Origin of the sequence: Paenibacillus silviterrae, assembly GCF_030167925.1 — a bacterium.
Classification (GTDB): domain Bacteria; phylum Bacillota; class Bacilli; order Paenibacillales; family NBRC-103111; genus Paenibacillus_G; species Paenibacillus_G silviterrae.
The window spans coordinates 2,224,917-2,238,175 of sequence record NZ_JASKUT010000001.1 but is presented as its reverse complement, the minus strand read 5'-3'; the positions used below and the strand labels follow the sequence as shown (position 1 = coordinate 2,238,175).

Below are 13,259 nucleotides of genomic sequence, written 5' to 3'. Positions count from 1 at the left end.
AGAAAATTCTAATCAATTCTGGAATATCACAATTTTTAGAGAGAGTAGAGAGTCATGAAACTTAAAAACCCGCAGGAAGGACATTTTTCATTGAAAATGCCTTCTTGCGGGTCACCGTTTAGAGTCGAGGTTATAATCAACTAGTCCCCGACCACCTACGATGGTTGTGATCTATTACCCTTCACTAGTTATTTCTTCGAGGATGCTTCCGCTTTGTGTTCAATAATTTGCAATACTTTTGGTTCAACAGCTTTTAACAGTTGTTCGTTGGAAAGATTGCTTTTTGGAACATAGCCACTATTTTCGCCTTGAATTTGTAAATCAACCTGTGTTTTAGCAATGACATCAACCACTTGTTGTCTAGATACATTTTTAGATGCTGCAATTTCCACAACCGATTTACCTTTTGCTAGTTCTTGCTTTAAATCCGTTGGGCTAATTTTTAGTAAAGAAAACAGTTTTTCATCATTTAAATAGGCATCAGCAAAATAATCAGGCTTACTATTTCTAGAGAAGAAACCTTCTACTTTAATGTTTGAAGGTGCAGTCTCCCCTCCGATCAGAGAAACACTGATTGTATTGCCCTGAACAAATACCTGGTAGAACGGTGTTTTTGATCCCTTTTTGGTGTAATTCAACATAAACGTTTTATGATCCGGGTTCTCCATTTGCTCCATAGCAAACTCGTATTCTTCGATGTTGCCATACATTTTATCAATGAGAGAATCTACCTTCGACTTGATTTCCTTATCGGTTAAAGCAGTGAGCGGCTTCTCCTTAGGCTCCCAATTCTCTTGATTCACGTGTTCAATCTCACCCGTAATACCGTTTGTATGAAGGGTAATCTTTTTGCCGATCCCTCCTTTTTCCTGCAATGTGATGCTTGTTTGGACACCTTGAACGCTGCTAGCATCGATAATCTCAAACGATTTTGTTTCTGGAATTGCGCTATACAGCTTCTCAAGAGTTGCTTTGCCCACTTCATCCACCTTGACCTGCTCAGCAGTTATTGGTGCTCTAGTAAGCATTTCAATCAGGGGAGGGGCCGCAAATGCTGCGGTTGGAATCAAAATCGCAGCAGCAACTATTCCGCCAACGAATCGTTTTTTCATGGTTATTTCGCTCCTTTTTCGTTGCAAATATTGAGAATAGGATTGTTCTATTCGTTTGGAAATGGCTGGAGGACACTCCATAGTTTCCCCCACTTTGTGCAGATGTTTACGAATTTTGCGTTCGATAGTCATTGATTTTTTCCATCCTTTCCGGGGGGAGATTCCATAAGTTTTTTCGAAGCGACTGAAGGCCAGCATGATATCTGGACTTGACTGTACCCAGTGGAATATCGAGCAAAGTTGCAATTTCCTCAAGAGTATAGTCGTGAAAAAAGCGGAAGATAATCACTGTCCGCTGTTTATCGGTCAGTTTTTGGATTGCCTGCGATATCATTTGGTTCGTCCCATCCATCAACACAGTAGGTTGATCCCAATGAGACTCTTCCCGAGAAAAGGCACGAATGCGTTCAAAAATTCGGAATCTCCGCCAGCTCTTGACCCGAAATCTCTGCACTTGACGGATTACCAAGCCGTGTAGCCAGAAGCGGAAAGGTCGGTTCGTATCGTAGTTGGCAAGTGAGGTCCACATTTGCATATAGATCTCATTCATAATATCTTCCCGATCCTGCTGATGATTCACCAGAAAGGAGACTGTCCGGTAGATGTCCTGATAAGTGGCATCATACATCGTATGAAACGCTTGTTGATCACCATCCTTCATTTTTATTAGTAATTGGTACATGTATTCACTTTGCATTCAGAGGGCCCTCCTGAGTAAGCAGCTTACACACTATATTGTCTCTTTATCGAAAAAAGGTTCGGTTCTCTTCATGGGTAAATTAGGATTGTTATTCAATACAATCCCTCTACTCAGGGAAATCGAAATTGTATGTTGCATTATGCAGAAAATAGCGCTGTAAGAAACCTTCCCTTATCATACAATACACATTATGATGAAGTCCTCGCGGACCGGCTGAGTGTAATAAGCTTTTTCATGATCAAAAGTCTAGTATGAATATATGTATATAAACAAGCCGCCGGAAATTCGCCAAGTTTGCGAAGGCCGGCCGTGCCTTGTCTTGACTCATTCGATTACGTTATAGTATTGAATATTACTGAGTTTCATTGGACAAGGAGCAGGCTATGGCGACCATTCACGATGTTGCGGTGAAGGCGGGCGTTTCGGTAACGACCGTTTCCCGGGTGCTGAACAACCGGGGATATATTAGCGAGGAAACAAGGCGCAAGGTTTATGCATGTATGGAGGAGCTGAATTACCATCCGAACGATATCGCGCGTTCGCTGCTCAGCAAGCGGTCGAATCTGATCGGACTCATCATTCCGAGTGTGTCGCATCCCTTTTTTGGCGAGCTAGCAGGCTATATTGAGTATTATGCTTACAAGATGGGCAGCAAGATTTTACTTTGCAACTCCCAGCTCGATCCGGTCAAGGAGCGGGAGTATATCGACATGATGAGCCGGAACCGGGTGGATGGCATCATTATGGGAAGTCACACACTGGAAGTCGATGAATACAAAAATTTGAAGGGGGCAGTCGTTTCGTTCGACCGCCAAATCGACGAGCGTATTCCATATGTCAGTTCCGACAACTATATGGGAGGACAGCTGGCAACCCGTTTGCTGATCAGCAAAGGCTGCCGCAAAATCGCCCACATATGCGGTAATCTGGAGCTGAATTTGCTGGCAAACCGGCGTACGGACGCTTTCCTGGAGGAGGTACGGCAGCACGGCATCGAGCATATCGTTGTTCAAACCGATAAGAACGTGTTCGATCAGCAGCAATATGAGAAAATGATTGAACGTATGTTGGTCGAGGATCCGGACATTGACGGAGTATTTGTGACGAGTGACATTATTGCTGCATTTATAATTAAAATTTGCCACAAGCTCGGACGCAGGGTGCCCGAAGATGTACGTATCGTCGGTTATGACGACGTCAGCGGGGCAAGCTGGCTCACTCCGGCGCTGACAACGATCAGGCAGCCGCTGGAGGAAATGGGCCGTCTCGCCGTCGAGCTGCTGCGTAGGCAGGTGGAGGGAGAGAGTTGTGAACGTGCCGTGACCCTTCCTGTAGAGCTGGTGGAGAGGGAAACAACGTAACCTAAGAAGCGGGAGGACGTTCTTACGTAGGGAAGAACGTCATTTTTATTTTATTGTATGTCAAAGGATTGACATGTCAAACCTTTGACATATATAATAGGCCCATGTAAGCGATTTAATTACCAAATTCATTCGAATGGGGGATTGTTCAATGAAAAGAAAACTAGCTTTCATCGCTCTTGCACTCTCGCTTGCCGTAACGGCAGCCGCTTGCAGCGGCAAAGACGGCGGCTCAGCACCTTCCAGTGCCGCCGAAAGCAGCTCGGGGGCCAAAGAAGTAAAGATTACTCTCCTTAACTCGAAGGGTGAGATCCAGCAGCCGCTGGAGGAAGCAGCAAAGACGTTTAAGCAAGATCATCCGGGCATTTCCGTGGAAATCCTTACTACAGGCACAGGTACATCTCCGTTCGAACGAGCATCTACCCTATACGCGTCAGGGAATCCGCCGACCATCACTATGCTGGATCCGTCCGATGTTACGAAATTCAAAGATCGGATACTTGATCTGTCTAAAGAGAAATGGGTAGCCGACTCGATCGATAACAGTCTTACGAAAGCGGAAGACAAGGTGCTTGACTTCCCGTTTGCGGTAGAAGGCTTTGCCTTCATCTACAACAAGCAGGTGCTCGATAAAGCGGTTGGCGGAAGCTTCGATCCGGCGACGGTTAGGACGACGGCCGAGCTTGAGGAGCTGTTCAAGAAGATCGAGGCCTCCGGCAAGAGTGCGATTCACATCTCCCCGATGGACTGGTCACTTGGGGCACACTACTTGAACTTCCTGTATGCGGATCAATCGAAGGATTACGCTGGGGTGGAGAAATTCATCACGGAGCTGAGATCAGGTAATGCGAAGTTGGCAAGCAATCCGGTGTTTAACGGACTGATCGATACGTTCGATTTGATGATGAAGTACAACAAAGAGAAGGCGAGCCCGCTGACTCCTACCTACGAGAATGGTGCGGAGGCTCTGGCGAAAGGCGAAGTCGGTCTTTGGTTCATGGGCAACTGGGCTTGGCCGAATATTAAGGGCTCCGATACAGCCGGGGGCAAATATGGCTTCTTTCCGGTGCCGGTCAGCAACAAAGCGGACGACTACGGCAATACACAGATCGCTACCGCTGTCACCAAGCGTTTGGTTGTCGACAAGGAACGCAGCACGCCGGATCAGCAATCGGCAGCGAAGAAGTTTCTGGAATGGCTCGTCTACGAGAAGAACGGACAAGATTTCCTTGTGAATAAGGCCAATATTATTCCGGCATTCAAGAGTATCGCGCTTGAGCCACAGGATCCTCTGGCCAAGTCGATTAAGGATTACATGGGCAAAGGCAAAATGGTCGTCGGCATGACGACGCTGCCTGCAGATCATTGGAACAAAGTGGGGGCGGCCATGCAAAAATATCTCGGCAAAGCCGGGGACCGGGCTACGCTTGCCAAAGATATCGAGAGCTACTGGAAATCGGTAAAATAAGGTTCTGAATTGGGAGGCTGCGGATAAGTGAAGGTAAGATCAACTTATCCGCCGCTAACCTTCTTTTTTAGAACGGTCCAAGGCTATGATTTAATCAACGAAAGAAGGGATATTGCATGATAGCGGAAAAAGGTGGGTGGGCGAAGCTGAGGTCCCGGCTGCTGTTTACCGGCCCGACTCTATTCGCATTTATAACTGTGGTGATCATTCCCTTTCTGTATGGGATCTACTTGACGTTCACAAACTGGGACGGTATATCGACCACGCAAACCTTTGTTGCTTTCGACAACTATGCCGCCGTTTTTAAGGATATACAATTTTGGCAAGCGTTTGGGCTCACGCTAAAGTATGTATTCTCTTCGGTAGTGCTGATCAATGCGGTTGCATTTGCTTTTGCCTATGCGCTTACCTCCGGGATCAAGGGAAGCAGCCTGTTTCGCGCCGGTTTTTTTCTGCCGAATCTGGTAGGGGGCATCGTTCTTGGCTTCATTTGGCAATTCGTATTCAATCATGCATTGGTGAAAATGGGACAGGGGCTGGCGCTTCCGCTGCTTCAAGGGTCTTGGCTGGCGCAGCCGGATAAAGCAATGTGGGCACTGGTCCTTGTAACGGTTTGGCAGTATGCCGGATATATGATGGTCATCTACATTGCCGGTTTGATGAACGTGCCGAGAGACATTTTGGAGGCGGCGGGCATCGACGGAGCAACCGGGTGGACCAAGCTGCGGAGCATGGTGCTGCCGCTAATGGTGCCTTCGTTCATCGTTTGTATCTTTTTATCGCTGCAGCGGGGGTTTATGGTGTATGATCTGAACCTGTCGTTGACCAAGGGCGGACCCTTCAATTCGACAAAGCTGGTTTCGATGCATGTGTATGAGAAGGCGTTTTTGTCCCGGGATTACGGGGTGGGGCAGGCGGAGGCGTTCGTGCTGTTCCTGATGGTTGCCGCGATCACGCTGCTTCAGGTGTATTTCAGCAAGAAGCTGGAGGTGGAAGCGTAATGGCGCTCAAACAATCGCTGCAATGGTTCAAAACCTCAGTCTTGACGTTAATCCTGCTGCTCTTCGTAACACCGTTCCTGATGATTCTCGTCAACGCGTTTAAAGCGAACAAAGAAATTACTTCCCGGCCGCTATCGCTCCCCGTCGAATGGAAAACGTCGAACTTCGCAACCGCCTTCGAGAAAATGAATTATATGCATTCGTTTACGAACTCGCTGATCGTTACGGTGTTCAGCGTGGCGCTGATATCCGTTTGCGCGGCCATGACAGCGCATTATATCGTAAGGAACAATACGCGGCTTAACCAACTGTTGTTCCTGTTAATGGTCGCTTCCATGATCATTCCGTTTCAGGCGCTGATGATTCCGCTTGTGAAAATCTATGGTGCACTCGGCATGCTGAGCAGCAAGGCGGCGCTAATCTATATGTATATCGGCTTCGGCAGCCCGCTGGCCGTCTTCATATACCACGGATTTATCAAAGGCATCCCCTCGGAGCTCGAAGAGGCGGCGATGATTGACGGCTGCACGCGGCCGCAAACCTTTTTCAGAATCGTTCTGCCCGTACTAATGCCTACAACGGTTACCATATCGATATTGAATGTTTTGTGGATTTGGAACGATTTTTTATTGCCTTTCCTGGTACTGATCGATAAAAATTCACGGACGCTGCCGCTGTCCACATTTTATTTCTACGGTTCGTACTCCGTTGATTACGGGCCTCTAATGGCGGGACTGCTGCTTACCGTGCTGCCGGTCATCGTTGTTTATTTATTCGCACAAAAACACATTATACAAGGTGTCATGCAAGGATCTATTAAATAGAAAACAGGAGTGGAAGAGATGGACTACACCAAAGAAAGGGCAGACCGTTTTATCCAAGAAAACAAGCATCTCCTGAGGAGCGACTACCGGCTGAACTATCATCTGTTGAGCGAATTCGGCTGGATGAACGATCCGAACGGTTTTGTTCAGTATAAAGGTACGTATCATTTGTTCTATCAGCATTATCCGTATGAGCCGCGTTGGGGACCGATGCACTGGGGGCACGCCGTCAGCCGTGATCTGATCAAATGGGAGTATCTCCCGGTCGCTCTTGCCCCGGATACCGATTTTGACAAGGACGGATGCTTCTCCGGCAGTGCGATCGAAAAGGACGGCAAGCTGATCTTGATGTATACCGGACATGTTGTGACTGGGCCGGATAAGGATAATCATTATGCGCAGTCTCAGGGTATTGCGGTGTCGGAGGATGGGGTACGCTTTGTAAAATCGGAACGGAACCCCGTGATCGGCGCAGACCAAATTCCGAGTGGATCGAGCAAGAAGGATTTTCGTGATCCCAAGTTGTTCGAAAAGGACGGCAGCTATTACGTCGTGTTAGGCTCCAACGACGGTGAAGGCAACGGCCAAGTTTTGCTGTATCTTTCCGCCGATTTGCTTACCTGGGAATTTGTGAGCGTGATGGCGAAAAGCGGCGGAGACCTTGGCGATAATTGGGAGTGTCCGGATTTGTTCTCCTTAGGGGAGCGCGATGTGTTGATCATGTCGCCGCAGCGCGTGCCTGCGCAAGGAGACAGCTTCCGCAATCTTCATTCCACTTCCTATATGGTCGGTCTGCTGGATATAGGGACAGGGAAATTCTCCTATGACGAGTACCATCCGATCGACCACGGCTTTGATTTCTATGCGCCGCAGACGACGTTGGATGATAAGGGCCGCCGCATTATGATCGGTTGGATGGATATGTGGGAGTCCGATATGCCGACCCAGCAAGGTCATTACTGGGCGGGGGCGATGTCGCTGCCCCGGGAAGTGGTGCGGGACGGTGACCGATTGAAGTTCCAACCAGTGGAAGAGATTGCAGCGTACCGGACGAACCTTTACGAGGCTTCGAATGTGATGCTGGATGGGGAGCGGGATCTGGAGGCTTCCGGAGACAGCTATGAGCTGCAGGTTGTTATCGATGCCAGGGATGCGGAGGAATTCGGCTTAAAGCTTCGTACAGGCGCAGGGGAAGAGACCGTGGTTGCCTATCGGGCCGGCGACCGGACGCTCCGGTTAAACAGGGACCTTTCGGGCATCGGGCCGAAAGGGGAACGATGTACGAAGGTAGAACTGCGTGGCGGAAAGCTGGCTCTGCGGATTTTTGTAGACATGAGCTCTGTGGAAGTGTTCGTCCAGGATGGGGAACAGGTGATGACGGCGCGCATATATCCCGGACCGGAATCGCTTGGGATCAAGGCGTTTTCAACTGGCGAATGCGTGCTGGAATCGTTCCGCAAGTGGGATATACGCTAGGAGTAGAAGGGGAACGGATCATGGGGAGAGTATTCTCGATCGGGGAGGCACTGATCGACTTCATTCCCGCTGAAAAGGGCGTCCGGCTGAAAGACGTCAGCGCCTTTGGAAAAGCGGCGGGAGGAGCGCCTGCGAACGTCGCGTGCGCGGTAGCGAGACTAGGCGGCCGAAGCGGTTTTATCGGGAAGCTGGGAACAGATGCTTTCGGAGATTTTTTGGTAGATACAATGGAGAGTGCCGGGGTGGATACGCGGTATGTGTTCCGTACGGGGGAAGCCAATACGGCTTTGGCGTTCGTTAGCTTGAAGACGGATGGCAACCGCGATTTCTCCTTTTACCGGAGTCCGAGCGCGGATATGCTGTTATCGGAGGAGGAAATCAACGAGGGCTGGTTTGAAGCGGGCGACATCCTTCACTTTTGCTCGTGTGACCTAGTCGAAGCTCCTGTGAAGTATGCGCATCGCAAAGCGATCGCCGCCGTTAAGTCGAGAGGCGGCTTCGTGAGCTTCGACCCTAACGTCCGGCTCCCGCTATGGAAAGATGCGGAGGAATGCCGGAGGACGATTCATGAGTTTCTACCGCTAAGCCATTTGGTAAAAGTGAGCGAAGAAGAGCTTGAATTCATTACCGGCCTGTCGGACGAGGAGCAGGCGATTATCTCCTTGTTTCAAGGAGATGTGCAGCACGTGATTTATACACGCGGGGCGAATGGGGCCGATTGGTACTCAAAGGACTTTACCGCGTCTGTGCCGGGCCGTAAGGTGACGGCTGTTGATACGACCGGTGCGGGGGACGCTTTCGTCGGGGCGCTGTTGTATAAACTGCATTTGGAGCCGCAGGAGGGGCGTTTGGACGTTATCGGCTATGGGCAGGCGCTCGGGATCTTGTCGTTTGCGAACGCGGCGGCGGCAATCACGACAACTCGGGCCGGCGCCGTTCCTTCGTTGCCGTCGCTGAGCGAAGTGGAAGCCGCGATAGCTGCATGCCCACCTTCTTCTTTATAGTAGTCTCAATGAAGGTGAACTTCCTTACCTTTTCCCATAAAGAGCTTTATCAGTGGATATAAAATAAAAGCCGAGGAAAAAGAGATGATGCTTTACGACAGTGAACTGGATGTGCTCAAAACTGGGGTCGGGTCCTCTTACAACTCAACTGTGTACTACCCTGACCGCGTTCAGGTACTAAATAATGGCACTACGTGGAGTTGTGGGCTGTGATAGGCCATAAGCTAAATGCCCTTGGCGATGACCTACTTTTTTGGGACGCCAGAATGCAGTTCTCCTCATAGCTAGCTGTTCGTACCGTCAATATAGATTTCACTAAGAGTAGTATATCTCAGTTAAACGTTCAAACAAGAATAATAAAAAGAAGCGGGACATGATGTTACACGAAACCCGCTTCTCAGCATAATTCTGATATGTAATTTGGATGGTATTAATCTATAGGAACAATGAATCATATAAGCGAATCATATTGGATTATGCAGGTTCGGGTCGGTAGAGAAGCCATTTTTAGCACTTTGAAGGACAATGCTATGTATGGTCATCTCGACTAGTCTTTACTTCTTAGATACCCTACCAGTGATAAAATGGCGAAAACAGCCAGTGTATGAGACCAGAATGCAGCATTTTCTAGACTAAGTCCAAAGAAAGTGGTCTCTTCTTTAACATAAAGCATCATCAGTGTTATTTCTTCACGGAGCAAAATGCATATGACTATTAATGCAAAGAACAGATTTTTCATTTCTCTCACCCCTTTGAAGAGTTATATAAAATGCTTATGGGTTTGGCACGATATAATATGCCAAACCCATAAATCATTGATTCGAATATCGTTTCATTATCTCTTTTCCCTTCCTCTCTTTTATTGTATATACCAGATATTACAAGAGTTATATTGTCAAAGGAAATACCGGAATTAAACTAATGATACAAAACCCCCTCAAGGGGGAGGTTTCTCTCAAAACTAAACGGCCTTAGTCCATTGATTTCAAGACTAAGGCCGTTTTACTATACACTTTTTTTTGAGGCATCTCGCTATAATCTAAGATAGAGACGGCTTCCCGAACGCTTACCTCCGGTCTCTGAAGCAAAGGGCGGATAATATGCTCTTGCACCACGGCAAGCTCGATCATCGTGTCTAAATAAAACAATCGATACCGGTTTACGCCAGCCGTGAATTCACTTGATTTAAGTCAGAGCTATGAGATAACATGGCTTGCAGTGATTTTTCGGTTTTGTCTAAGGAAAGATCGGCGTTCATGAATGGGTATCCTTCCTTCCCATTTCGGAAAGTTTTCCCTATGTTACCCGCAAATTCCTATCCTTATTCGATGAGTAACGAAGGTCCGATCCAAACTTTTTACAATACTCATGCGTCATACTTGTGAAGTGAAATTCAACGTTGCATAGGAAAGGGGTGGTACTTAATAAATGAGTACCAGCATGGAACAAACACTTATTCGCTGTATCACGGAAAACAAAGAGAGTGTTTATCGACTAGCTTTCAGCTATGTAAAAAATAAGGAAGACGCACTTGATATTGTTCAGGATTCCATTCAAAAAGCATTTGTATCGTTAAGCCAACTAAAATCGGAGAAATCGATTAAGAGCTGGTATTACAGGATTGTCGTGAATACCTCGCTGGACTTTTTAAGAAAGCAAAAACGGCTTCTTCCTGTTGATGAGGCAACCTTAGAAATGCATGCTCCGCTAACAGAAGATGTGTATTCGGACATCGATTTGAAAAGGGCTTTGAATGATTTGCCCCCTGCCTATCGCATCATTATTATACTTAGATATTTTGAGGATTTGAAAATAGAAGAGATAGCAGAGATCCTACGTGAAAACAAGAACACCGTAAAAACTCGATTGTATCAAGCACTCGGCAAGCTTCGATTTAAAATGAAGGATGAAGACATGGAGGAGGTTCAATAAAATGAATAAAGAGTTGGAGAGCTTGAAGCAGGAGTATCAAAATATCCCTATTCCAGACGAATTGGATTTTATAGTGAAGAAGGCAATCAAGCAGGGAAGAAAAAGTAACGGAAGGGTAAGATGGATGACCGCAATAGCCGCAATGGTTGTTGTCATGACAGGATTGAATACCAGTCCTACCTTAGCAAATACATTGTCCGGAATCCCCGTGGTAGGTTCTTTGGTAAAAGTGCTCACTTTCAAGCAATTTCAAGTGGATGAAGAAAATGCCCAAGCTACGATACAAGTACCTGCCATAACGAACCTTGATAACTCCACGTTGGAAGCTTCTTTAAATAATAAATATCTTGAAGAAGGAAAGAAGCTATACGATGAATTTATGGTAGAGCTGGAGAAATTAAAGCAAAATGGAGGCGGACATGTAGGGCTTAGCAATGGTTATGTAGTAAAAACCGATAATGAGCACATCCTTTCCATCGGCAGATTTGTCGTGAATACCGTGGGTTCCTCCTCCACGAAATTCAAATACGATTCCATCGACAAGAAGAAACAAATTTTGATTACCTTGCCTAGTTTGTTTAAGGATGACCGCTATATTCAAGTAATCAGTGAGAATATAAAGGAGCAAATGAAACAGCAAATGAAGGCAGATCCGAAAAAGGTCTATTGGGTAGAGGGCGTCCCAAATCAAGTGAATTCCTATTTTACAACGATCACAAGAGAGCAGTCCTTTTACATTAATAATGAGGGTAAACTGGTCGTATCCTTCGATAAATATGATGTTGCTCCCGGCTATATGGGGGTTGTAGAGTTTATCATTCCTACCACTGCGCTTGCTGATGTGTTAGTCAGTGACGAATACATTAAAAACTAGAGTGTAAGCAGGCAATAGCATTTTATAATAGTCACAATGAAGCCCTCGCGGTCTGCGAGGGTTTAAGTGTTTGAATTTTATGAGTTTCACTTAAAATACGTACGGAATAACTATATTGCTCATAAACAGAAGGGCAATCATATATAGTGCAGGATGAACCTCCTTACCTTTCCCCATAAAGAGCTTTATCAGTGGATATAGAATAAAGCCGACGGCCATACCATCTGCAATACTATAAGTTAATGGAATGAGTACAATAATTAAAAGTGCCGGAAAGCTCTCTGTTAAGTCTTCCATTGAGATATGAACAATATTTTGCAGCATAAGAAGCCCTATTAATATGAGAATGGGCGAAACCGCACTAGCCGGAACTATTTTAATCACAGGTATAAACAGGATAGAAATTAGAAACATAAAACCGGTAACAATGCTCGTTAACCCCGTTTTTCCACCGGCTGTTATTCCTGCAGCTGCTTCCACGGAGGCTACAGTGGGACTTGTACCCAAAATCCCAGAAGAAAGAACGGAAACAGCAGTAGCCTGGAGAGATTTCTTGCTGCTTTCCGTACGGTTTAGCATTTTGCTATGCCCGTGTATCAATCCGATATTTTCAAACACAATGACCATTGCAAAAGAGAGGGATGTAAGCCAGAACATAATATTTCCTGCTTGTCCCCACGATATTTGTCCAAATACCCCAAGGTATTCATGAAAAGACGGCATGGAAAAGGACCCCGCCTCAACCGCAGCTCCTCCTAGCCAAATGGATAGAACAGCAGTAATGATTATGCTTAATAATAGGTTTCCCGGTACATTTTTTATAAATAATAAAATGGTAATAAGTAAACCAATCAAGGTTACGATTACTGTCGGACTGCTTAAATCCCCAATGGCCAGAAGCGTGTGATCAGAGCTTGTAATAATACCGGCATTTTCAAAACCAATTAAAATCAATAGAATTCCAATTCCGATTGTAATGGCTTCTTTTAAAGAAGTAGGAATGGAGGAAGTAATCACGTTCGCCAACGGTGTAAAGGCTATAACGACAAAAATCAGTCCGGAAACGAAAACCATGGCCAACGCTTCCTGCCACGAAAAGCCCCCCGATTGAACAATGGTATAGGTAAACATCGCATTAAGACCCATTCCAGGAATAATTATAAGAGGGGCATTGCTCCATAATCCCATCACTAAACATCCAATAAAACCGGTTACTATCGTTGCAATGATACCAGCCTCCATCGGGATTCCTGCTACAGTTAAAATCGTCGCGTTAACTATAATGATATAGGCCACTGTTATATATGAAATAAAACCGGCGGAAATTTCTTTTCCAATCGTCGTATCATATAGATTAAATTTAAAAAAACGCTCCATATTCATCACCTTCCTTCGTCCTACTACGCATATCAATTGAATTTGAAGGTAATCATAACATGGACACAAGTATTCGAAAAATATATAATTCGTATGGAAACTATATATTTTTTGAATAGTAGGAGAAAGC

The 13,259-nt window shown here is 46.2% G+C and carries 11 protein-coding genes; 8 read left to right on the top strand and 3 right to left on the bottom strand.

The window, feature by feature from the left end; genetic code table 11:
• Nucleotides 1–188: 188 nt before the first annotated feature.
• Entirely contained in the window at nt 189–1,244 is a 1,056-nt protein-coding gene (locus QMO62_RS09920; protein ID WP_284640760.1) for a hypothetical protein, read from the bottom strand.
• A complete protein-coding gene (locus QMO62_RS09915; protein ID WP_284640759.1) occupies nt 1,219–1,809 on the bottom strand; it encodes a sigma-70 family RNA polymerase sigma factor in 591 nt (196 codons plus the stop codon). Before QMO62_RS09915 ends, QMO62_RS09920 begins: the two co-directional genes overlap by 26 nt.
• A 386-nt stretch (nt 1,810–2,195) precedes the next feature.
• On the opposite strand from QMO62_RS09915, the gene QMO62_RS09910 reads away from it, so the two are divergent.
• From QMO62_RS09910 to rsiV, 8 genes are all read left to right on the top strand, one after another.
• Nucleotides 2,196–3,173: a LacI family DNA-binding transcriptional regulator gene (locus QMO62_RS09910; protein ID WP_284640757.1), complete on the top strand. Its 978-nt coding sequence runs from the start codon at nt 2,196–2,198 to the stop codon at nt 3,171–3,173.
• A 151-nt stretch (nt 3,174–3,324) separates the two neighbouring features.
• Complete coding sequence (locus QMO62_RS09905; protein WP_284640756.1) at nt 3,325–4,641, top strand: ABC transporter substrate-binding protein; 1,317 nt, start codon at nt 3,325–3,327, stop codon at nt 4,639–4,641.
• 116 nt (nt 4,642–4,757) lie between these two features.
• A complete protein-coding gene (locus tag QMO62_RS09900; protein WP_284640754.1) occupies nt 4,758–5,642 on the top strand; it encodes a carbohydrate ABC transporter permease in 885 nt (294 codons plus the stop codon).
• The gene (locus QMO62_RS09895; protein WP_284640752.1) at nt 5,642–6,466 is read left to right on the top strand and encodes a carbohydrate ABC transporter permease; all 825 of its coding nucleotides are present in this window, start codon (nt 5,642–5,644) and stop codon (nt 6,464–6,466) included. Before QMO62_RS09900 ends, QMO62_RS09895 begins: the two co-directional genes overlap by 1 nt.
• 18 nt (nt 6,467–6,484) lie before the next feature.
• Nucleotides 6,485–7,942, top strand: coding sequence for a glycoside hydrolase family 32 protein (locus QMO62_RS09890; RefSeq protein ID WP_284640750.1), 1,458 nt, complete (start codon nt 6,485–6,487; stop codon nt 7,940–7,942).
• A gap of 20 nt (nt 7,943–7,962) precedes the next feature.
• Nucleotides 7,963–8,946 (top strand): carbohydrate kinase family protein, encoded by a 984-nt coding sequence (locus QMO62_RS09885; RefSeq protein ID WP_284640748.1) that lies wholly within the window; start codon nt 7,963–7,965, stop codon nt 8,944–8,946.
• A 1,428-nt stretch (nt 8,947–10,374) separates the two neighbouring features.
• Nucleotides 10,375–10,878 (top strand): RNA polymerase sigma factor SigV, encoded by a 504-nt coding sequence (sigV, locus tag QMO62_RS09880; protein WP_284640745.1) that lies wholly within the window; start codon nt 10,375–10,377, stop codon nt 10,876–10,878.
• Between the two features lies 1 nt (nt 10,879).
• On the top strand, nt 10,880–11,752 hold the full coding sequence (gene rsiV / locus QMO62_RS09875) for an anti-sigma-V factor RsiV (protein WP_284640743.1): 873 nt from the start codon (nt 10,880–10,882) through the stop codon (nt 11,750–11,752).
• Between the two features lie 90 nt (nt 11,753–11,842).
• Here rsiV and QMO62_RS09870 read toward each other — a convergent pair whose 3' ends face one another.
• A complete protein-coding gene (locus QMO62_RS09870; RefSeq protein WP_284640741.1) occupies nt 11,843–13,129 on the bottom strand; it encodes an NCS2 family permease in 1,287 nt (428 codons plus the stop codon).
• Nucleotides 13,130–13,259: the final 130 nt, after the last annotated feature.